This window comes from Sphingomonas pseudosanguinis (assembly GCF_014196255.1).
GTDB lineage: Bacteria > Pseudomonadota > Alphaproteobacteria > Sphingomonadales > Sphingomonadaceae > Sphingomonas > Sphingomonas pseudosanguinis.
Map to the genome: position 1 here is coordinate 613327 of NZ_JACIDH010000001.1, position 19534 is coordinate 632860.

Here is a 19534-nt window from a genome sequence, read left to right on the forward strand (position 1 = left end):
CCGTTCATGCTGGGCGAAATTGAAGCGCACGTTCCGCGCTCGCCCAGCGCCGCAATTCGTCAGTGCTAGGTGGCGAACGGGTGCCCGTGGCCTTCGACTTCGCTCAGGCTGAACGGGGGTGGGGGTTGGGAAGCAGGATCGCTACCGGCAATCCCTAACGGTCATCAATGTCGCGAAGGGGCGGGATGGAAGAGCCGGTTGCCACGAAACCAAACCACCGTTCACGCTGAGCGTAGTCGAAGCGCACGTTCCGCGCTCGCTCAGCGCCGCAATTCGCCAGTGCCAGGTGGCGAACGGGTGCCCGTGGCCTTCGACTTCGCTCAGGCTGAACGGGGTTGGGGGTTGGGAAGCAGGATCGCTACCGGCAATCCCCGACGGCTATCAATGCAGCGAGGGGCGGGGCGAAAGGGCCGCTTGCCACAGAACCAAACCGCCGTTCACGCTGAGCGAAGTCGAAGCGCACGCTCCGCACTCGCCCAGCGCCCTAATCCGTCAGTGGAAGCAGCAAACTCATGCCCTTCGACCACGCTCAAGCGGAACAGGCGTAGGGGAAGCCGTCCGCCCCCGGCACCCTCAACCCTTGGCCAGCATCTTCTCCGCGCTGGTCTTCACGAACTCGCTGATCGGGCCGGCCATCATCGACAGCATCATCGGGATCGCCACGGTGCCGGTGATCGCATGGTCGGCGATGTTCATGTCGGCCTTCACCGTCTGGCCCATGGCGATGATGGTCAGGAGCAGCCGATCCTCCGCAGGCCATTCGGAGGTCACCTGGCCGCCGCCGGGGATCTTCGATTCCAGCTTGGGCAGGCCCTGTTCGATGCGGCGGCGCGCTTCGGCCCGGCCCAGATCATGCGGAACGTCGAAATTGACCGATGCCATGGTTGCAACTCTTTCCAATCGATGGGAATCGCGGGCGGAGTGGCGAGCATTGACGTAATCGTCAAGCAGGGGCCGATGAAATATTCAGCTTGGAAGGCTGCTGCATCGCCGACGGTGAGGGGGTGGAGCGGGTAACGGGAATCGAACCCGTGTATTCAGCTTGGAAGGCTGCTGCACTACCATTGTGCTATACCCGCTCAGATCCGGCGCCGTGGTCGACCCTAGCCGATCGGCGGGGATGGTGGAAGGGACTGGATTCGAACCAGTGTACGCTCACGCGGGCAGATTTACAGTCTGCTGCCTTTAACCACTCGGCCACCCTTCCGGGGTGTCACTCCATCGGAGCGAGGCGCGCCCAATGCCGAAGCGCGGCGGGCCTGTCAACGCCGTTTTGTACGTTTTCTGCCGATTGCGCTTGATCCGGTTGCTTGCATGTCGCGCAATCGGGACATAGCCTCTGACCCATAGACGATTTTCCGGGGGTTCTTTTCCATGCGTCCATCCTTGCTCGCCGCCGTCGCGGCGGTCGCCCTGCTGCCCGCCGCCATCGCCTCCGCGCAAGACCGGAGTGCGGCCAACCGCCTCATCGACGAGGGCATGAACCACAGCCAGGCGATGCAGACCGCACAGCATCTGACCGACGTCATCGGCCCGCGCATGACGAACAGCCCCGCGATGCGGACCGCCGAGGCCTGGACCGCCGAGCAGTTCGCCAAATGGGGGCTGAAGAACGTCCATAAGGAAGGCTTTCCCTTCGGGCGCGGCTGGTCGATCGAGCGGTCGAGCGTGCGGATGGTCAGCCCCCGGCCGCTGCAACTGACCGCGATCCCGATCGCCTGGACTCCCGCCACCAACGGCGCGGTGACCGCCCCCGTCATCGTCGCGCCGATGAAGCGCGAGCGCGATTTCGACAAATGGCGCGGCCAGCTGCGTGGCAAGATCGTGATGGTGACGATGCCCGGCACCGGCGACGAGCCGTCGTCGGCACCCTTCCGCCGCCTGTCGGGCGAGGACATCGCCAAGCTCGACGTCTATGTTCAGCCCGAGCATGACCCCGAAAGCGCCGATCGCCGGCTGAAGCGGCTCGACTTTTCGCAGAAGCTCGACGCGTTCCTGAAGGCCGAGGGCGCGGTCGCCTATGTCACGCAGAGCTATCGCGACGGCAAGCTGCTGCACGGTGAGGGCTATCTGTTCGGACGCGGCGAGACGCCGGCGGTGCCCGGCATCGAGCTGGCCGCCGAGGATTATCGCCGGCTCGCGCGCCTGGCCAAGGCCGGCCCCGCGCCGACGATCGAGGTACTGAGCGACGTCCGCTACGACGACAGCGATGTGAACGCCTATAACATCATCGCCGAGATTCCCGGCACCGATCCCAAGGCGGGCTATGTGATGGCGGGCGCGCATCTCGACAGCTGGGTCGCGGGCGACGGCGCGGCGGACAATGCGGCGGGCAGCGCGATGGTGATGGAGGCCGCGCGCATCCTGGCCGCCACCGGACAGCGGCCGAAGCGGACCATCCGCTTCGCGCTCTGGTCGGGCGAGGAGCAGGGCATTCTGGGCTCGATGGCCTATGTCGAGCAGCATCTGGCGACGCGCGGGCGACCGGGCGATGCGCCGCAGACCGGTCTGAAGCGTTATTATGGCTGGACCAATCGCTGGCCGATCACGCCCAAGCCGGGTTACGCCGATCTGGCGGCCTATTTCAATATCGACAACGGCTCGGGCAAGCTGCGCGGGCTTTATGCCGAGAATAATCCGGCGGCGGTGCCGATGCTGAAGGAATGGCTGTCGCCCTATGCGTCGATGGGCGCGGGCAATGTCGTGCAGCGGACGACCGGCGGCACCGACCATGTCTTCATGCAGGCGGTCGGCGTGCAGGGCTTTCAGTTCATCCAGGACCCGCTGGACTATGGCAGCCGCATCCATCACAGCTCGGCCGATACCTTCGATCATTTGAAGGGCGACGACATGCGGCAGGCCTCGGTCGTGCTCGCGGGGGTCTTGCTCGCGGCGGCGAATGCGGACAAGGCGTTGCCGCGTCCGCCGGTGCCGACCCAACCGGCACCGACCAACCCCTTTGCATATACGGATACCGACGACTGATGGCACGCCGAGGACATCGCCCCAGCCAGGCTTCTTCCAACCGCCCCCGTTTCTGGGGGCGGCATGCGGTGACGGCGGCGCTCGCCAATCCGAACCGCACGGTGCGCAAGATCTGGGGCACGCGCGAGGCGCTGGCCGCGCTCGACCTGCCGCCGATCCTGCCGGTCACCTTTGCCGATGCCGCCGATCTGGGCCGCCTGGTCCCCGCCGACGCACCGCATCAGGGCCTGGTGGCCGAGGTCGATCCGTTGGAGGACATCTGGCTGGGCGACCTGCTGCACGAGGGGCAGGACGACCGCCGGCCGCTGGTGGTGCTCGACCAGGTGACCGATCCGCATAACGTTGGCGCGATCCTGCGCTCGGCCGCCGCATTCGACGCGCTGGGCATCGTGACCCAGGACCGGCACGCGCCGCCCGAATCGGGCACGGTCGCCCGCTCGGCCAGCGGCGCGCTGGAGACGGTGCCGTGGATTCGCGTCGTGAACCTGGCCCGCGCGCTGGAGGAGATCGCCGAGGCCGGCTTCTGGCGGATCGGTCTGACCGGCCATGCGAACCAGACGCTGGCCGAGGCGATGGGCACGCAGCGCATCTGCATCGTGCTGGGCGCCGAGGGCGAAGGCATGCGCCAGAATACCGAGGCGCATTGCGACGAACTCGCCAAGCTGCCGATCAGCCCGAAGGTGGAGAGCCTGAACGTCTCAAACGCGGCGGCGATCGCGCTCTATGCGGTGGCGGCGCGGTGATTTTCTGGCGGCGGGGTGGGGCCTCGCCGCTTTTTTGCGCGCAGAGGCGCGGAGGACGCAGAGGGTGTGAAAGGCAAGCGCCGGGCGTGCGCTTCGACTTCGCTCAGCGTGAACGGCTGTTGGTACGGGTGGCCATAATGCCCACCCTCCGTTCAGCCTGAGCGAAGTCGAAGGCCACGGGATTTTGTTCGCGCGGAGACGCGGAGGCGCGGAGATGTCCGGCGCGCTGTGATCGAACACTACCTCGCGACCGGAAGACAAAGCTGCGCCGATGATAGCAGGCTGGCCTTGCGGCCGGACATGCCAACTCCGCGCCCCCGCGTCTCCGCGCGAACATCATCTTTCCCATACACCGGAACGTCGCCAAACAGGACACCCCCTCTGCGCCCTCCGCGCCTCTGCGCGAACAAAAAAGGGCGGGGCCGAAACCCCGCCCTCCGGCGTTCAGACCGGATGCCCGGTCAGTCCTCCGCCGCGATCCGCACCCGCATCCCGTCCTGCGCCGCCCCGAACGGCAGCTGGCACGACAGGCGCGAGGTCGCGTCGCGATCGCTGGTCGAATCGAGCAGGTCGTCCTCGTCCGGGCCGATCGCGGGCAGCGTGTCGGCGAAGGCCGGATCGACATGGACATGGCAGGTCGCGCAGGAGCAGCAACCCCCGCACAGCGCCAGCAATTCGTCGACACCGGCGTCGCGGATCACTTCCATCACCGACAGACCGGCCTCGCCGTCGATTTCGCGTTCTTCCCCGTCGCGGGTCACGACGATAAGCTTGGGCATGTCCATTCTCCTTGTTGGCGGCGGCTCTGCCGGGCCTGAACGCGCGGATCAAGTATCATGGGGCTAAGCGCCGAACAGATTCGCGAAAGCATGGATGCGCTCGCCGCGTCCGAACCCGCCATCGCGGCGGCGCTGGCGCGGATCGGCTATCCCGAACCGCGCATCCGGGCGCGCGGTTATGCCACGCTGGTGCGGACGATCCTGGGCCAGCAGGTCTCGGTCGCCTCGGCCGATGCGCATTGGCGACGGCTGAACGAACTGCTGGGCGACGCGAGCGATCCGACGCGGATGCACGGTGTGACCGACGAGGAACTGCGCGGCGCGGGCATCTCCCGGCAAAAGGCCGGCTATCTGCGCAGCCTGGCCGAGGAGGTGACGAGCGGTCGCCTGAACCTCGCCGACCTGCCCGCCGATGACGAGGAGGCGATCGCCAAGCTGGTGGCGGTCAAGGGCATCGGCCGCTGGTCGGCGGAGGTCTATCTGCTGTTCGCGGAAGGCCGCACCGACATTTGGCCCGCCGGCGATCTGGCGGTGCAGATCGAGATGGGGCGCATCCTGGGCCACGACGCGCGGCCGTCCGAAAAACAGGTCCGCGCGCTCGCCGAAGCCTTCCGCCCGCACCGCAGCGCGCTCGCCATCTTCACCTGGCATCATTATGGCGCCGGCGCCGACGCCGCGCCGGTATGAGGATCACCGATCCCGCTTCGGCAGATGCCGGGTCGCCACCCCGACCAGCACCGCCGTCGACAACAGGATCGACGATACCAATCCACCGATGGCGAGCAGGCCGCCGCTGGTGATTTCGAGCTTGGCGCGAAGCGTGACCTTGCGTCCAAACGCGGCGCGGACAGTGGCGATGTGCGGTTGAGACATGCTGTCCCAACGCACCCGAAGCGGCTCCGTTCAAGGGCCGTCATGTTCCGCGATTCAGCGGCGTGTCTGGGGGATCGGCGTGTCGGGGTTGAGCTGCACCAGTTTGACGCCCGTTGGCGACATCGCCTCGCGAACCTCCGGCCAGATGTCGTTCCGGGCCGCAACGTAGAGCGTGACCTTCGTGAGCGATCCGCGCGGCACGGATGATGCGATCTTGCGCAACACCGGCACCATGTTCGACGGTGACAGCGAGGCGACGGCCACCTGGTCAGCATAGAATTTGGTCAGCGCTTCCCGTAGCCAGGTCTCGGTGATCGCATAATCCGATGCGCCGGGAATACGCAGGATCGTGGTGGAGGGGAATTCCCGGCCCTTGGTCTTGCGGGCAACAGCTTCCCGCAGATAGGTATGCCATTCGCCTTGGTCATTGTCTTTCGGACCCAGCAAAGGGGCAAGGAAGGCTGCCCTTTGCCGCGCCTCGGCGGCCCTCTGTTCGGCATGAACGCGGCGGCCCGTCGCCAGCGCCTGCTGCCACGCCAGGCCGATGGCGGGCGAGACGGTGCCGGTCGCCAAGTTGATGGTCGTCTCGACATAGGCGGTTTCGCCCGGGAACTCGGACGATGGAATGATGGCTGGAATGACGACCTGCCGTCCATCGGCGGTAAAGCGCGGCTGGCCACGCCATTGGATGGAACTGACCGAATGAGGCAGCGCCTCGATATAGTCCCGAGGTATGATGTCCGACAGCGACAAGGCCCGAACGATGCTGCCCTTCGCGTCATAGATGACGACGGCGCGCGGACCATAGCCGGTGCCGTGCCAGTCATCGAAGGTGACGGTATAGCCGCCATCGTCGCGCACGATGACATGCACCGGGGCGACATCATTGGCGATCTGCTCGTCCCACACCGCGCGCCACGTCCCGCCCACCAACGTCTCGACGCGCGCCCTCGCGTGAGTGGGCCCGGTTCCCGTCTGCCCGGCGGGTTCGACCCCGTCGACTTTGTCCTCGAAATAGGCGAGCTGGCTCTCCAGATCGCGCGGCGTCACGACGACGCGCGCATGGCCCTTGCACGAGGTGAAGGTTTGCGTAGTTGGCGTCGCCCAACTGTCCGCGCAGGATGCCGTCGGCATGAACGACGTGGCGACGATGGCCAGTCCCGCCAGAATGACCGCCCCGATGACCTTCATGCCCGTACCCTCCCGGACCCGCTATCCCATCATCGCTACGACGTTCGCAAGCGACTTGACCGTTTCAAAATCCGTGGCGGGACTGGCATCCCCGTCCATGCGCCCTTAAGTCCCATGCCATGTTGACCCCCGAACAGGCCCGCGACCGGGCCGCCGAGATCGTTGCCCGGGCCCGCGCCGCCGGTGCCGATGCCGCCGATGCCGTTTTTGCCGCCGACGCCGCGCTCGAGGTTTCGGTGCGGCTGGGGCAGTTGGAGGATGTCGGCCGGTCGGAGAGCGAGGAGTTGGGCCTGCGCGTCTTTGTCGGGCGGCGCTCGGCCAGCGTGTCGACCTCGGACCTGTCGGGCGATGCCATGGACCGCGCCGTCGAGCGCGCCGTCGCCATGGCGCGTGAAGCGCCCGAGGATCGCTGGGCCGGCCTCGCGCCCGAGGAGCGGCTGATGCACGGTGCGCCGCCGATGCTCGATCTGGACGATGGCGGTGAGATCGCGCCGGAAGAGCTGCGCGCGTTGGCGCTGGCGGCGGAGGATGCCGCGCGTGGCGTGGCGGGCGTGACCAATTCCGAGGGCGCCGGGGCGTCCGCCTCGCGCATCGTCACCGCGCTGGCCACCAGCCATGGCTTTGCCGCCGGCTATGCCGCGACCGGCTATGGCCTGTCGGCCAGCGTCGTGGCGGGCGAGGGCGCGGGCATGCAGCGCGACTATGCGCATCATGGCGCACGCCTGTACCGGCTGCTCGAAGGGGCCGAAGCGATCGGCCGGCGCGCGGGCGAGCGCGCGGTGGCGCGGCTCAATCCCGGCCGACTGGCGAGCGGGGCGATGCCGGTGGTGTTCGATCCGCGCGTCGGATCGTCGCTGGTCGGCCATCTCGTCTCCGCCATCGCCGGCAGCGCGATCACGCGGCGGACCAGCTTCCTGCTCGACGGGCTGGGCGAGCGGGTGATGGCCGAGGGTATCCGGATCGAGGATGATCCGCACCGCCCGCACGGCCTCCGCTCGCGCCCCTTCGACGGTGAGGGGCTGGCGGTGTCGCCGACCGCGATCGTCGAGGACGGGGTGCTGGAGACCTGGCTGCTCGACTCCGCCTCCGCCCGGCAATTGGGGCTGGAGCCCACCGGCCATGCCGCGCGCGGCACCAGCGGCGCGCCGGGCGTGTCGACCAGCAACCTTTATATGGTTGCCGGGCATGTGCCGGTCGACACCCTGATCGGCGACATCGCTGACGGCGTCTACGTCACCGAGCTGATCGGCAGCGGGGTCAACCCGGTGACCGGCGATTACAGCCGGGGCGCGGCGGGCTTCCGCATCGTCGGCGGGCGGATCGCCGAGCCGGTTGCGGAGTTCACCATCGCGGGTAATCTGAAGGATATGTACCGCGAGATGACGCCGGCCAATGATCTGGAATTCCGCTACGGCGTCAACGTGCCGACGCTGCGCGTCGACGGGATGACGGTCGCGAGTGGCTGATCCCGTGCCGGCCCCTGACATGGTGCCGGCCGTGGTCGCGGCGGCGCGCGAGGCGGCGGCGATGGCGCTCGCCCGCTGGCGCACCGATTTCCGCCAATGGGAAAAGGTGCCCGGCAGCCCGGTGTGCGAGGTCGACCTGGACGTCGACCGCATGCTCCACGCCCGGCTGACCGCGCTGATCCCCGATGCCGGCTGGCTGTCGGAGGAAACCGCGGACAAGCCCGACCGGCTGGCCGCGCGCCGCGTCTGGGTGGTCGATCCGATCGACGGGACGCGCGACTATATCCGGGGCCGCGAGGGCTGGGCGGTCTCGGTCGCGCTGGTCGAGGATGGCCGGCCGGTGATCGGCGTGCTTGCGGCGCCGGCGCGCGGCGAGCTGTGGCTGGCGCGGGCCGGCGGCGGCGCGACGCGCAATGGCCGCACGCTGTGCGCAGGGCATCGCCGTGCAATGCCGGGCGCGCGCGTGCCGGTCGATGCGCTGCCCAAGGCCGACCGCGATCTGGTCGCGGTGTTCAAGCCCAATTCGATCGCGCTGCGCATCGCCATGGTCGCCGCCGACGAGGCCGATCTGGTCGCCACGCTGCGCTGGGGCAATGAATGGGACATTGCCGCCGCCGCGCTGATCGCGTCGGAAGCGGGGGCGGGGGTGGCCGATGCGCTGGGCCAGCCGCTGCTCTTCAACAAGCCCGATCCGCGCGCTTTCGGCGTCCTGGTGACGGCGCAGGGGCTGCAGGACGCCGCCGTCGCGCGGCTGGAGCCCCGCGCCCGCGAGGTGATCGTGCCGCTCAGCGGCTGAGCATGTCCTCGACCCATGCCGGCACCAGTGTCCCTGCCGGGCCGAAGCGGCTTTCGTCGAACCAGCTGCTTCCCTCCGACGGATCGAGGTTCAGCTCCAGTGTCGCCGCGCCATAGGCCTTCGCCATCCGCACGAACCCCGCCGCCGGATAGACCGCGCCCGAGGTGCCGATCGAGGCGAACAAATCGGCCTGCGCCAGCGCCGCCTCGATCCGCTCCATCTGATAGGGGATTTCGCCGAAGAAGACGATGTCGGGCCGCAGCGCCGGGGCCGCACAGGCGGGACAGGGCGTGCCGGGCGGCAGGTCGTCGGCCCAATCGAACCGCTCGCCACAGGCCGCGCACAAGGCCTGCTTCAACGCGCCATGCATGTGCAGCATCCGGGTCGCCCCCGCCCGCTCATGCAAATCGTCGACATTCTGCGTGACGATCAGCAGGTCGCCCGCCCATTCCCGATCCAGCCGCGCCAGCGCGTCATGCGCGGGGTTCGGCCGGACGGACGCCAGCGCCGCGCGCCGAAGGTCGTAGAAGCGATGGACCAATGCCGGATCGGCGGCGAGGGCTTGCGGCGTGCAGACATCTTCGACGCGGTGCCCCTCCCACAAGCCGCCGGGGCCGCGAAAGGTGGCGATACCGGACTCGGCGGAGATACCCGCGCCGGTGAGGATGACGATGTTTTTGGGGTCAGCCATCATCGAACAATAGGTCATGCGCGTAACGGCTGGAAGTCGTTCAAAGCGGGCGCTGCCGCCGTGATCGAAAAAGACGCCGCTGAGCTTCGTTGATCGAACGATCGTCCCAATCGATTTCCCGCCGGGAAGACGGGAGATAGTTACGACGCGATGGTTCATCGTAAATCAGTGTGGCGTGGATGCCCTGCGCCTCGCTTTTGAGGATAGGGCGTTCCTACACACGAGTGAATATCTCGTCGGCGACTGCTTCCCCTGTTCGCTCGATCACATCCTCGGCCACCTCGATCTCCTGTCCATTGGGGAAGAGCATCGCGAACTCCTCATCCGTGGCTTGGAAGACGCTGAAGGTCGCGTTCAATGCGCCATCGACAATCAGTATATTCTTCACAGCGTTCCTACGTCAGTTGCTGGAGTGTTCGCGGGTGGAAGTGGTCGATCTGGCACATCTGAAAATAAGCGATAGCGTCCGCCCCGAAAGGCAACCGGGACTATCGTCCTTTCACCATCAGATGCCTTATTTGGGTCCAGTGGGACCTCGATCTGTAACCCTGCCATAGGACACAGCGCAACGTCGGTGGTTGAGCCTTGCCGTTGGGCAATCGGTTTCCCCGCGCCTCAACCTGTGTCAAGGAGCGCTCCCATGACCATGTCCTCACCCATCACTCGGCAGGAGCAGCTATGACCGCGATCGGCATTTACGGCAGCGCGGGACGCATGGGCCGCGCCATCGCGCAGTTGATCGAGGATGAGGGCGCGACGCTGGCCGGCGGGTGCGACTCGCATGACGATCCGACGGTACTGGCCAGGTCGGCCGATGTGCTGGTCGATTTCTCGATCGCAGGTGCGCTCGATTCGCATCTGGCGGCGGCGCGGGCGGCGGGGACGCCGATCGTGATCGGTACCACCGGCCTGTCGCCGGCGCAGCATGCCGCGATCGATGCCGCCGCCGCCGACATCGCGGTGCTTCAGACCGGCAACACCTCGCTCGGCATTACGCTGCTCGCCAATCTGGTGCGCGAGGCGGCGGCGCGGCTGGGCACCGACTGGGATATCGAGATCACCGAGATGCATCACCGGCACAAGGTCGATGCCCCCTCGGGTACCGCGCTGCTGCTGGGCGAGGCGGCGGCGGCGGGGCGCGGGCATAGTCTGTCCGAGCTGCGTGTCGATGGCCGCGCGGGCCTGGTCGGTGCGCGTACCGAGGGGACGATCGGCATGGGCGCGTTGCGCGGCGGCTCGGTGATCGGCGACCATGAGGTGATCTTCGCGGGCGAGGGCGAGCGGCTGACGCTCGGGCATTTCGCGCAGGACCGCACCATCTTTGCGCGCGGCGCGGTGCGCGCGGCGCTGTGGCTCGCGGGGCAGGCGCCGGGGCGCTATCGCATGGGCGACGTGCTGGGCCTGTAAGACCGATGAAGAAGGCGGACGTCGTCGAATTCTACCACCGGCTCGCGGAGGCGAACCCGCATCCCGAGACCGAGCTGGAATTCCGCAACCCCTATACGCTGGTCGTCGCGGTCGCGCTGTCCGCGCAGGCGACCGATATCGGCGTGAACAAGGCGACGCGCGCGCTGTTCGCCGAGGTCGATACGCCCGAGAAGATGCTCGAACTGGGCGAAGAGGGGTTGAAGCGGCACATCAAGACGATCGGCCTGTTCAACACCAAGGCCAAGAACGTCATCGCGCTGTCGCAGATGCTGGTCGACGATTATGGCGGCGAGGTGCCGAAGGACCGCGCGGCGCTGGAGCGATTGCCCGGCGTCGGGCGCAAGACCGCCAATGTCGTGCTCAACGTCGCCTTCGGGCAGGAGACCTTCGCGGTCGACACCCATATCTTCCGCGTCTGCAATCGCACGGGCCTGGCCAAGGGCAAGACGGTGCTGGCGGTCGAGCTGAAACTCGACAAGGCGACGCCCGCACCGTTCCGGGTGCATGCGCATCACTGGCTGATCCTGCACGGCCGCTATATCTGCAAGGCGCGGCGTCCCGAATGCTGGCGCTGTCCGGTCGAGGATCTGTGTGCCTATCGCCCCAAGACGCCGGCCCCGGCGGCAAAAGCGACGGCATCGGCCTGACGGCGCACAAAAGGGCTGGCGCGCGCGGACGGGCGATGCTAGTCGGCTCGCCCACGCACCCGTAGCTCAGCTGGATAGAGCGCTGCCCTCCGAAGGCAGAGGCCACAGGTTCGAATCCTGTCGGGTGCGCCACTTTTCCTACATTTTAAGCGCTGGAATGGTTCCGGTCCGAGGGTCGGGTGCGATACCGTATAGGCCATGCGAAAAGCCGCGTTCATAGGCTTTCTCGGCTGCCGTCACCGGTTCTGAAGCGCCGCGCCCATAGCATTAATTTGTCTTACTTTTCATCTTTACATCCCCTTTGCATGTGTCAAACTCGAATATGAAAATAAGTTCATGATCGGTGATACATGGGAGAGTGACATGCGAAAGGGTCTGCTGCCGCAATCATCACGTCTGGCGATCGCACTGGGAGTGAGTGTGCTGGCATTTGGCTTGGCCTCCTGCGGCGGGGAGGGGGCGTCCGATGCCGTCTCGGTCGTACCGGGTGGTACGGCGTCGGCCAGCACCACGACCGTCGCGAGCACGCCGCCCCCTGCCGCCACCACGCCTCCGCCGGCTGGCACGACCGCTGCGGCCCCGGCCGAGCTGGAATATTACAAGATCGGCCAGCTGACCTGGTCGCTCGATACCGACGTGTCCGAGGATATTCGCAACCGCATCACCGATGCGATGAACTGGACGATCAACCACACCAATACGCTGGCCGGCTATAGCGGCCATGTCAGCGTCACCTATCATGCCGGCACGCCCACCGCGGAGGCCGGCTATCGCTGGCGCATCCAGTTCGGCGGATCGATCGGCCGGCGCGTGGCGCTGCACGAAATGGCGCATTGGCTGGGCTCGGGGACCTTTGGCGAGTGGGAACGCTATATGGTCAACGGACGCTGGACGGGGGCGGTCACCAACGCGCGGATCAAGGCGTTCGACGGCCCCGACGCGGTGCAATGGGGCGACCGCATCCATTTCTGGCCCTATGGCCTGAACTACGACAGCGAGTTCTTCGAAACCCAGCGCAATGTGCAGCTGGTGTCGTCGCAACTGGCCGATATGGGGCTGGGCGATGCGGCGACCCAGTTCGCCGGCAACCGGCGCTTCGTCAATCGATCGAGCAAGCTGCTGCTCGACGGCACCGGCACCGGCCCGGTGGCCAATAGCGGATCGGCGGCAACGCTGGTCTGGAACGTCCGTTATGCGGACGGCTATGTCGAGCTGGTCAGCGCGGACGGCCGGGCGATCGACTCGCTGGGCAATACCAACAATGGCGACCCCACCGGACTGGCACCGCGCTCGCAAGGCGTCGGCCAGCAATGGGAGGTCCTGCCGACCGAGGACGGCTGGTTCCTGCTGCGCAATCGGCAGACGTCCAAATGCCTGGACAATATCGGCGAGCTGGGGGCCGGCACCGCGATCCGCGTCTGGGACTGCGGCGGTCATCCCAACCAGCAATGGCATCTGGTGCGATAAGCCAGCCGGATCGGGTTTCGTTCGATCCGATGCGCCGGGGAAGGTCCTGCCTTCCCCGGAACGGCGTTCTTTCCAAGCTCAGATCAGCGAGGATTTACGCGGCGGGGCGTCCTGCCCCTCCGTGCTGGTCTGGCCTTGGTCGAGCGTATCGCGCGGCCGGCGGGCATCGCCGGGTTTCTGATGCTCGGTCGACAGGTTCGGCTGATCGGTCTCGGTGGTGGGTTTGACGGCGTCGTCCATGGCCCTGTCCTTTGCGGCTCAGCGCTGCAGCTGCGACAGCATCTGGATATGCTGCTGAACGATCGGCACGGCGGCCTGGGCGCTGGTCTTCAGCGCGGGCTGATCGCCATTCGTCGCATAGCTTTGGTGCAGGTCGAGCGCGGCCTGATGCGCGGGGGCCTGCTGGCCGAGATAGAGGCGGTCGAAGTCGGCGGCCTTGGCGCGGCGCAGTTCCTCGATCGAGGCCTTGGCGCCGCCCAGTTGCGGCGGCGTCGGGGTCAGCCCGGCCTGGCGCGCGGCCTGTACGGTGGCGGCGGTGGTGTGGCGGTGATGCTCGATCATCGCCTGGGCGAAGCGCCGCACGCCCGCGTCGCGCGACTTTTGCAGCGCGATCTCGCTGGAGGTGATCTCGTACAGGTCGCTCATCCCGGCGGCCTTCACATAGGCGGCGGCCTGCGCCTTCGCGGCGGCGGGTGGCGGCGGCGGCGGGGTCTGCGCGACGACCGGCGCGCCGGCGAGGATGAGGGCCAGCGCGATGGGCAGGGGCTTCAGCATGGTGATCTCCCGTGACGGTGATGCCAGGGCAACCGGCGTCACCGACCGCCGTTCCGCTAAATCGTTGAATTGTGATCCGTATCAGTATGTTTGTCGTCGGGGAGCGGCGGGGATGCCGGAGCAATTCGACGCCGGCGTGCGATTAGCGCATGACACCGCCGCATCCGGTCTGATAGCCCTGTCGCCATGCCCGTTTCGGCCGCCGCCTCCGCCCGCGAGATCCTCGTCCGCCTGCACGACGTCATGGCGTCGCGCGCACCCGCCCAAGCCAAGCTGAACCAGGTGGTCCAGATCATCGGCGAGTCGATCGGCAGCGAGGTGTGTTCCATCTATCTGCTGCGCGAAGGCGTGCTGGAGCTGTTCGCGACGCGCGGGTTGGCCGAGGAGGCGGTGCACGTCACCAAGCTGGCGCTGGGCGAGGGACTGGTCGGCACCATCGCCGAGGATGTCGAGGTGCTGAACCTGGACGAAGCCGCGAGCCATCCCGACTTTGCCTATAAGCCCGAAACGGGCGAGGACCGCTTCCACAGCTTCGCCGGCGTGCCGATCATCCGGCGCGAACGGGCGGTGGGCGTGCTGGCGGTGCAGCATGCCGAGCCGCGCAAATATGCCGATGTCGAGATCGAGGCGTTGCAGACGGTCGCGATGGTGCTGTCCGAGCTGATCGCCAATGCCGGACTGATCGACGCGGCGAGTGCGGCGGGCGCGCGGCCGCAGATGACGGCGACGGTCCGGCTGGCGGGCCAGAAGCTGGTCGACGGCATGGGCAGCGGCTTCGCCGTCTTCCACCAGCCGCGCATCGTCATCGAGCATACGGTCGCCGAGGACATCGATGCCGAGCGTCGCCGCGTCTATGCCGCGTTCGACAAGATGCGCGAACAGATCGACCGCATGGCGCGCGAGGCCGAATTCGGCGTGGCGGGCGAGCATGTCGAGGTCATCGAGACCTATAAGATGTTCGCCTATGACGAGGGGTGGGCGCGCCGGATCAACGAGGCGATCGACAGCGGCCTGACCGCCGAGGCCGCGATCGAGCGGGTGCAGCAGCGCACGCGCCAGCGGATGCGCCAGATCGACGATCCGCTGCTCGCCGACCGGATGCACGACCTGGAGGACCTGTCCAACCGGTTGCTGCGCATCGTGTCGGGGCAGATGGGCACGGCGGCGCAGCTGGGCCTGCGGCAGGACACCATCCTGATCGCGCGTAATCTGGGGCCGGCCGAGCTGCTGGAATATGATCGCCGGCGGTTGAAGGGCGTGATCCTGGAGGAAGGGTCGCTGACCGCGCATGTCATCATCGTCGCGCGCGCCATGGGCGTGCCGGTGCTGGGCCGGGTGCGCGACGTGCGGCGGCAGATCGCCGATGGCGACCAGTTGCTGCTCGATACGACCGAGGGCAGCGTGCTCGTCCGCCCGACCGCGGCGATGGAGGAGGCGTTCGAGGCCAAGCTGGCGCTGCGCCAGAAGCGGCGCGCGGCCTTCGCCGCGCTGCGCGACGTGCCGCCGGTGACCAAGGACGGGCACCGCGTCACGCTGATGGTCAATGCGGGCCTGCGCGACGATGCCGCCGCGCTCGACACGACGGGGGCCGATGGCATCGGCCTGTTCCGCACCGAATTCCAGTTCCTCGTCTCCGCCACCCTGCCGCAGCGCGAGCGGCAGCAGCGGCTGTACCGCGACGTGATGGAGGCGGCGGGCGATCGCCCGGTCGTCTTCCGCACCATCGACATCGGCGGCGACAAGGCGTTGCCCTATCTGAATGTCGAGGCGGGGGACGAGGAGAACCCCGCCATGGGCTGGCGTGCGCTGCGCCTGGCGTTGGAGCGCGAGGGCCTGATGAAGGCGCAGGCGCGCGCGCTGCTCGAGGCCGGCTCGGGCCGCACGCTTCACGTCATGTTCCCGATGGTCTCCGAGGCGTGGGAGTTCGACGAGGCCAAGGCGCTGTTCGAGGCGCAGCGGGTATGGCTGGCGGGGCGCGGCCGACGGTTGCCGATCGAGGTCCGTTACGGCGCGATGCTGGAGGTGCCGGCACTTGCCGAGCAGCTCGATCTGATCCTGCCGAACGTCGATTTTCTGTCGATCGGCACCAACGACCTGACGCAGTTCCTGTTCGCCGCCGACCGCGCGAACCCCAAGCTGGCCGAGCGCTATGACTGGCTCAGCCCCTCCATCCTGCGCTTCCTGCGCCGGGTGGTCGAGCCGGCGCGCGCGGCGGGCGTACGCGTCGGCGTGTGCGGCGAAATGGGTGGCCGTCCGCTGGAGGCGATGGCGCTGATCGGGCTGGGGCTCGACCGGCTGTCGATCACCCCGGCGGCGGTCGGTCCGGTCAAGGCGATGATCCGCTCGCTCGACCGCGCGGCAATCACCGAGGAGATGACGCGGCTGCTCGCGCATCCGGTGCGTGACATGCGCGGGGCGCTTGGTGCCTGGGCTGCGACGAACGGTGTGGAATTGGCCTGATCAGGGGCCGGGCTTCGCGTTGACTTGAACCCAACCGTCTGAAAGAACGACCGCGATCATGGGGTGGGCCATGGTCACTTCGGAGTTGAGAATGGACGAGGTCAATCCGGGCCACGATGCCGCACCATCGGCACCCGCCCGCGCCGGTGACGTCCTGCGTGCGGCGCGAGAGGCGCAGGGTCTGTCGCTCGGCGACATCGGTGCGCGGACGCGTATTCCGAGCCGCCATCTCGCGGCGATCGAGGCATCCGATTATCAGAGCCTGCCATCGGCCACCTATGCGGTCGGCTTCGCCAAGGCCTATGCCCGTGCGGTCGGCGCCGACGAGGTCGCGATCGCGCAGGCGGTGCGCGCCGATGTCGACCGGATGGGCCGGCGGGTCAGCGAGTATGTGCCGCAGGACATCGCCGATCCCGCCCGCGTGCCATCGCGCGGGCTGGCGATCATCGGTGCCGGCATCGCGCTGGCGCTGCTGATCATCGCCGGGCTGTGGTACGGCACCGACCTGTTCCGCCGCGATCGCACCGCACAGGATGTGCCGGCCGTCACCCCGCTGACCAACACCACCGACGCCAGCACCCCCGCGCCGGTCGCCAGCCCGACGCCGGTGACCGGCGGCAAGGTGCTGCTGACCGCCAATGGCGAAGTCTGGCTGCGCGTCTATGACGCCGACAACAAGACGCTGAAGATCGGCACGCTGAAGCAGGGCGAGCAATATGAAGTGCCCGCCGACGCCAATGGCCCGATGCTGAACGTCGGTCGTCCCGACAAGCTGACCGTCACGCTGAATGGCTCGGCCATCCCGCCGCTGGGCGACGGATCGCGCGCGATCAAGGACGTGAAGCTCGATCCTGCGTCGATCGCGGCCCGGGCCTCGGGCGCGCCGCTGGTCGCTACGCCCGCCGTGCGGGAGACGACCACGCCGCGCCGCGCACAGCGTCCCGCCGCCACCACGCCGGCCGCGCCTGTGCCCGCACCGTCGTCCAGCCCGGCGACGACGGCACCGGCCGATCTGTAAAGGGCGGTCTTTCAGGCTGGCGACAGCTTTGGCGGGGCAGATAAGATGTCCCGCCTTTTCCAACAGACCCACCGGGGGGTGAGAGCGATGCGTAACCTGTTGCTGGCCGGCGTTGCGGCCGTTCTGATCGTACCGACGGCGGCGTCGGCTCAGTCCAATATCGAGGGCCGTGTCGGCAAGCTGGAAAGCGAGATGCGCGCGGTGCAGCGCAAGGTGTTCCCGGGCGGCGCGAACCAATATGTCCAGCCCGAGATCACCGCGCCGCAGACCCAGACGCCGGTGACCGGCGTGCCCGCCACCAGCGCGCTGGCCGATCTGAGCGCGCGCGTCACCTCGCTGGAGGAGCAGTTGACGACGCTGACCGGGCAGGTCGAGCAGAGCGGCTATCGCACCCGCCAGCTTCAGGATCAGTTCGACGCCTATAAGCGCGCGACCGATGCGCGGTTGAAGGCGCTGGAATCGGGCCCCGCCCCGATCGCGCCGGCCGGCCAGAGCACACCGCTCGATACGTCGGGCGATGGCGCGGCCGCGACCCCGCGCCCCGGCCGGACCCCGGCGGCGGTCGTGGCTAGCGGCGATACCGCGACGGGCGCCCCGGCGGCGGCTACGGCTGCGGTCGACAAGCCCTCGACCGGCGATCCGGCCGAGGACGCCTATCTCTATGGCTATCGCCTGTGGACCGCCAAGCGCTATGCCGAGGCAGAGACGCAGCTCAAGAAGGTGGTCGCCGACTATCCCAAGAGCCGCCGCGCCAGCTTTGCGCAGAATCTGCTCGGCCGCAGCTATCTCGACTCGGGCAAACCCAGCCTGGCCTCAATGGCCTTTTACGAGAATTACAAGAAATTCCCCGATGGCGAGCGCGCACCCGACAGCCTGCTCTATCTCGGCCAGGCGCTGACCAAGCTCAACAAGCCGGCGGACGCGTGCAAGGTCTATGACGAGCTGAGCGACGTCTATGGCGCCAAGATTTCCGCGTCGATGAAGACCCAGATCGAGGCGGGGCGGAGCGCGGCCAAGTGCAAGTGATGGCGTGACCGCCGGACATCGGGCGTCGCCGGATCGCGCGGCGTCCGATGTCCGACGCTTTCGATAGGCGTTCGGGCCGGAAATCGCTTGCACGCGGCTTGGGGAGGGGCCTAGAGCCGGGTCTTCCCTGACCAGCTTTGAGAATATCATGGCCACCGACGCCACGGCCGAGGATCAGATCGCGCGTTTCGCCGCCGATCTGGCGACGCTTCACGATCTCCGTTCGAACCCCGCGCCGCTGTTGCTGGCGGTCTCCGGCGGGCCCGACAGCATGGCGATGCTGACATTGGCGGCGGCGGCCTGTCCGGGACGGATCACGGTGGCGACGGTCGATCACGGCTTGCGGCCCGAGGCGGCGGACGAGGTGCGGATGGTCGCGGAGCATTGCCGCGATCTGGGCGTGCCGCATCACGGCCTGCGCCCGGCCGAGGCCATCGCCGGCGCCAGCCTACAGGCGCAGGCGCGCGAGGCGCGCTACGCGCTGCTCGCCGATCATGCCCGGACTTCGCACGCGGCGGCGATCCTGACCGCGCATCATGCCGACGACCAGGCGGAAACCTTCCTGATGCGCGCGGCGCGCGGGGCGGGGCTGTCGGGCCTGTCGGGGGTGCGGGCGCGCACGGAGATCGGCGGGGTGGCGGTGCTGCGTCCGCTGCTCGACTGGCGGCGCGCCGAGCTGCGCCAGATCGTGCGGCGCGCGGAGGCGCCCTTCGTCGACGACCCCGCCAATCACGATCCCCGGCATGACCGGACCCGGTTTCGCCAGCTGCTCGACGCCAATGAGTGGCTGGGCGTCGCGCAGATGGCGCGCGCCGCCGCACAGCTGGCGGAGGCCGATGCCGATCTGCGCGCGACCGTGGAATGGCTGTGGCGGGAGCGCGCGCAGATCGACGGCGACAATGTCCGTATCGCCGCCGCCGACCTGCCGCGCGAGCTGGGGCGTCGGCTGGCCCGCCGCGCGATCGGCACGGTGCGCCAGGCCGCCGCGATCGAATCCCCCGCCTGGAGCGACGGCGCCAATATCGAGAAGCTGCTCGACGCGCTGGCCGGCGGCAGCCGCGCGACTCAGGCGGGGGTGATCGCCAGCGTGCGGTCGGGCGTCTGGCGCTTCCGACCCGCACCGCCGCGCAGGACCGGCTGACGGGCGCGCAAGACTGACGCTTCTGTCACCGATCGATCACTTTGATCGG

Annotated in this window: 20 protein-coding genes and 3 tRNA genes; 13 read left to right on the forward strand and 10 right to left on the reverse strand. The window is 68.0% G+C overall.

Annotated elements, in window-relative coordinates; genetic code table 11:
* Positions 1–573: 573 nt before the first annotated feature.
* The 3 genes from GGR48_RS02845 to GGR48_RS02855 form a co-directional block, all read right to left on the reverse strand.
* Positions 574–882 (reverse strand): polyhydroxyalkanoic acid system family protein, encoded by a 309-nt coding sequence (locus GGR48_RS02845; RefSeq protein ID WP_183950370.1) that lies wholly within the window; start codon positions 880–882, stop codon positions 574–576.
* Between the two features lie 123 nt (positions 883–1005).
* Positions 1006–1079: transfer RNA gene (locus GGR48_RS02850), tRNA-Gly, on the reverse strand.
* A gap of 42 nt (positions 1080–1121) precedes the next feature.
* Positions 1122–1207 (reverse strand) — tRNA-Tyr (locus GGR48_RS02855).
* 167 nt (positions 1208–1374) lie between these two features.
* Between GGR48_RS02855 and GGR48_RS02860 the strand changes: the two genes are divergently transcribed.
* Together GGR48_RS02860 and rlmB are read left to right on the forward strand one after the other, a co-directional pair.
* Positions 1375–2985: a M20/M25/M40 family metallo-hydrolase gene (locus GGR48_RS02860; RefSeq protein ID WP_183950371.1), complete on the forward strand. Its 1611-nt coding sequence runs from the start codon at positions 1375–1377 to the stop codon at positions 2983–2985.
* Complete coding sequence (gene rlmB / locus GGR48_RS02865) at positions 2985–3728, forward strand: 23S rRNA (guanosine(2251)-2'-O)-methyltransferase RlmB (protein ID WP_183950372.1); 744 nt, start codon at positions 2985–2987, stop codon at positions 3726–3728. Before GGR48_RS02860 ends, rlmB begins: the two co-directional genes overlap by 1 nt.
* Positions 3729–4189: 461 nt before the next feature.
* On the opposite strand, the gene GGR48_RS02870 is transcribed toward rlmB, so the two are convergent.
* On the reverse strand, positions 4190–4507 hold the full coding sequence (locus GGR48_RS02870) for a 2Fe-2S iron-sulfur cluster-binding protein (RefSeq protein WP_061779351.1): 318 nt from the start codon (positions 4505–4507) through the stop codon (positions 4190–4192).
* A 57-nt stretch (positions 4508–4564) separates the two neighbouring features.
* On the opposite strand from GGR48_RS02870, the gene GGR48_RS02875 reads away from it, so the two are divergent.
* Positions 4565–5194, forward strand: a complete 630-nt coding sequence (locus GGR48_RS02875) for a DNA-3-methyladenine glycosylase family protein (RefSeq protein WP_183950373.1) — start codon at positions 4565–4567, stop codon at positions 5192–5194.
* A 3-nt stretch (positions 5195–5197) separates the two neighbouring features.
* Here the strand turns inward: GGR48_RS02875 and GGR48_RS02880 are convergent, their stop codons facing one another.
* Together GGR48_RS02880 and GGR48_RS02885 are read right to left on the reverse strand one after the other, a co-directional pair.
* Entirely contained in the window at positions 5198–5380 is a 183-nt protein-coding gene (locus tag GGR48_RS02880; protein WP_183950374.1) for a hypothetical protein, read from the reverse strand.
* A gap of 54 nt (positions 5381–5434) precedes the next feature.
* Positions 5435–6571, reverse strand: a complete 1137-nt coding sequence (locus GGR48_RS02885) for a hypothetical protein (protein ID WP_183950375.1) — start codon at positions 6569–6571, stop codon at positions 5435–5437.
* Positions 6572–6690: 119 nt separating this feature from the next.
* Here GGR48_RS02885 and GGR48_RS02890 point away from each other — a divergent pair, with 119 nt between their 5' ends.
* The gene (locus tag GGR48_RS02890; RefSeq protein WP_183950376.1) at positions 6691–8037 is read left to right on the forward strand and encodes a TldD/PmbA family protein; all 1347 of its coding nucleotides are present in this window, start codon (positions 6691–6693) and stop codon (positions 8035–8037) included.
* 19 nt (positions 8038–8056) lie between these two features.
* Entirely contained in the window at positions 8057–8833 is a 777-nt protein-coding gene (locus tag GGR48_RS02895; protein WP_183950617.1) for a 3'(2'),5'-bisphosphate nucleotidase CysQ, read from the forward strand.
* Here the strand turns inward: GGR48_RS02895 and GGR48_RS02900 are convergent.
* Positions 8823–9524 (reverse strand): NAD-dependent deacylase, encoded by a 702-nt coding sequence (locus GGR48_RS02900; RefSeq protein ID WP_183950377.1) that lies wholly within the window; start codon positions 9522–9524, stop codon positions 8823–8825. The genes GGR48_RS02895 and GGR48_RS02900 overlap by 11 nt on opposite strands.
* A gap of 214 nt (positions 9525–9738) precedes the next feature.
* Positions 9739–9912, reverse strand: coding sequence for a hypothetical protein (locus GGR48_RS17890; protein WP_206362543.1), 174 nt, complete (start codon positions 9910–9912; stop codon positions 9739–9741).
* Positions 9913–10202: 290 nt separating this feature from the next.
* On the opposite strand from GGR48_RS17890, the gene dapB reads away from it, so the two are divergent.
* From dapB to GGR48_RS02925, 4 genes are all read left to right on the forward strand, one after another.
* Positions 10203–10931 (forward strand): 4-hydroxy-tetrahydrodipicolinate reductase, encoded by a 729-nt coding sequence (dapB, locus tag GGR48_RS02910; protein WP_183950378.1) that lies wholly within the window; start codon positions 10203–10205, stop codon positions 10929–10931.
* Positions 10932–10936: 5 nt separating this feature from the next.
* The gene (gene nth, locus GGR48_RS02915; protein ID WP_183950379.1) at positions 10937–11599 is read left to right on the forward strand and encodes an endonuclease III; all 663 of its coding nucleotides are present in this window, start codon (positions 10937–10939) and stop codon (positions 11597–11599) included.
* Positions 11600–11654: 55 nt separating this feature from the next.
* A tRNA-Arg gene (locus tag GGR48_RS02920) sits at positions 11655–11731 on the forward strand.
* Positions 11732–11962: 231 nt separating this feature from the next.
* The gene (locus tag GGR48_RS02925) at positions 11963–13066 is read left to right on the forward strand and encodes an RICIN domain-containing protein (protein ID WP_183950380.1); all 1104 of its coding nucleotides are present in this window, start codon (positions 11963–11965) and stop codon (positions 13064–13066) included.
* 78 nt (positions 13067–13144) lie between these two features.
* Here the strand turns inward: GGR48_RS02925 and GGR48_RS02930 are convergent, their stop codons facing one another.
* Both GGR48_RS02930 and GGR48_RS02935 read right to left on the reverse strand, forming a co-directional pair.
* Entirely contained in the window at positions 13145–13306 is a 162-nt protein-coding gene (locus GGR48_RS02930; RefSeq protein ID WP_183950381.1) for a hypothetical protein, read from the reverse strand.
* An 18-nt stretch (positions 13307–13324) separates the two neighbouring features.
* On the reverse strand, positions 13325–13840 hold the full coding sequence (locus GGR48_RS02935) for a DUF4142 domain-containing protein (RefSeq protein WP_183950382.1): 516 nt from the start codon (positions 13838–13840) through the stop codon (positions 13325–13327).
* 186 nt (positions 13841–14026) lie between these two features.
* Between GGR48_RS02935 and ptsP the strand changes: the two genes are divergently transcribed.
* The 4 genes from ptsP (at position 14027) to tilS (ending at position 19485) form a co-directional block, all read left to right on the forward strand.
* On the forward strand, positions 14027–16300 hold the full coding sequence (ptsP, locus tag GGR48_RS02940; protein ID WP_183950383.1) for a phosphoenolpyruvate--protein phosphotransferase: 2274 nt from the start codon (positions 14027–14029) through the stop codon (positions 16298–16300).
* A gap of 91 nt (positions 16301–16391) precedes the next feature.
* Complete coding sequence (locus tag GGR48_RS02945) at positions 16392–17318, forward strand: helix-turn-helix domain-containing protein (RefSeq protein ID WP_240456168.1); 927 nt, start codon at positions 16392–16394, stop codon at positions 17316–17318.
* 87 nt (positions 17319–17405) lie between these two features.
* Positions 17406–18344: a tetratricopeptide repeat protein gene (locus GGR48_RS02950; RefSeq protein ID WP_183950385.1), complete on the forward strand. Its 939-nt coding sequence runs from the start codon at positions 17406–17408 to the stop codon at positions 18342–18344.
* A gap of 148 nt (positions 18345–18492) precedes the next feature.
* Positions 18493–19485 (forward strand): tRNA lysidine(34) synthetase TilS, encoded by a 993-nt coding sequence (gene tilS / locus GGR48_RS02955; RefSeq protein WP_183950386.1) that lies wholly within the window; start codon positions 18493–18495, stop codon positions 19483–19485.
* The last annotated feature ends 49 nt before the right edge of the window (positions 19486–19534 follow it).

Bases quoted from the DNA above. Each gene is read 5' to 3' on its own strand.
- tilS (WP_183950386.1), top strand. From the start codon at position 18,493: ATGGCCACCGACGCCACGGCCGAGGATCAGATCGCGCGTTTCGCCGCC.
- rlmB (WP_183950372.1), top strand. From the start codon at position 2,985: ATGGCACGCCGAGGACATCGCCCCAGCCAGGCTTCTTCCAACCGCCCC.
- GGR48_RS02870 (WP_061779351.1), bottom strand. From the start codon at position 4,507: ATGCCCAAGCTTATCGTCGTGACCCGCGACGGGGAAGAACGCGAAATC.
- GGR48_RS02890 (WP_183950376.1), top strand. From the start codon at position 6,691: ATGTTGACCCCCGAACAGGCCCGCGACCGGGCCGCCGAGATCGTTGCC.
- GGR48_RS02875 (WP_183950373.1), top strand. From the start codon at position 4,565: ATGGGGCTAAGCGCCGAACAGATTCGCGAAAGCATGGATGCGCTCGCC.
- GGR48_RS02945 (WP_240456168.1), top strand. From the start codon at position 16,392: ATGGACGAGGTCAATCCGGGCCACGATGCCGCACCATCGGCACCCGCC.
- GGR48_RS02900 (WP_183950377.1), bottom strand. From the start codon at position 9,524: ATGGCTGACCCCAAAAACATCGTCATCCTCACCGGCGCGGGTATCTCC.
- ptsP (WP_183950383.1), top strand. From the start codon at position 14,027: ATGCCCGTTTCGGCCGCCGCCTCCGCCCGCGAGATCCTCGTCCGCCTG.
- nth (WP_183950379.1), top strand. From the start codon at position 10,937: ATGAAGAAGGCGGACGTCGTCGAATTCTACCACCGGCTCGCGGAGGCG.
- GGR48_RS02950 (WP_183950385.1), top strand. From the start codon at position 17,406: ATGCGTAACCTGTTGCTGGCCGGCGTTGCGGCCGTTCTGATCGTACCG.
- GGR48_RS02880 (WP_183950374.1), bottom strand. From the start codon at position 5,380: ATGTCTCAACCGCACATCGCCACTGTCCGCGCCGCGTTTGGACGCAAG.
- dapB (WP_183950378.1), top strand. From the start codon at position 10,203: ATGACCGCGATCGGCATTTACGGCAGCGCGGGACGCATGGGCCGCGCC.
- GGR48_RS02885 (WP_183950375.1), bottom strand. From the start codon at position 6,571: ATGAAGGTCATCGGGGCGGTCATTCTGGCGGGACTGGCCATCGTCGCC.
- GGR48_RS02845 (WP_183950370.1), bottom strand. From the start codon at position 882: ATGGCATCGGTCAATTTCGACGTTCCGCATGATCTGGGCCGGGCCGAA.
- GGR48_RS02925 (WP_183950380.1), top strand. From the start codon at position 11,963: ATGCGAAAGGGTCTGCTGCCGCAATCATCACGTCTGGCGATCGCACTG.
- GGR48_RS02895 (WP_183950617.1), top strand. From the start codon at position 8,057: ATGGTGCCGGCCGTGGTCGCGGCGGCGCGCGAGGCGGCGGCGATGGCG.
- GGR48_RS02930 (WP_183950381.1), bottom strand. From the start codon at position 13,306: ATGGACGACGCCGTCAAACCCACCACCGAGACCGATCAGCCGAACCTG.
- GGR48_RS02935 (WP_183950382.1), bottom strand. From the start codon at position 13,840: ATGCTGAAGCCCCTGCCCATCGCGCTGGCCCTCATCCTCGCCGGCGCG.
- GGR48_RS02860 (WP_183950371.1), top strand. From the start codon at position 1,375: ATGCGTCCATCCTTGCTCGCCGCCGTCGCGGCGGTCGCCCTGCTGCCC.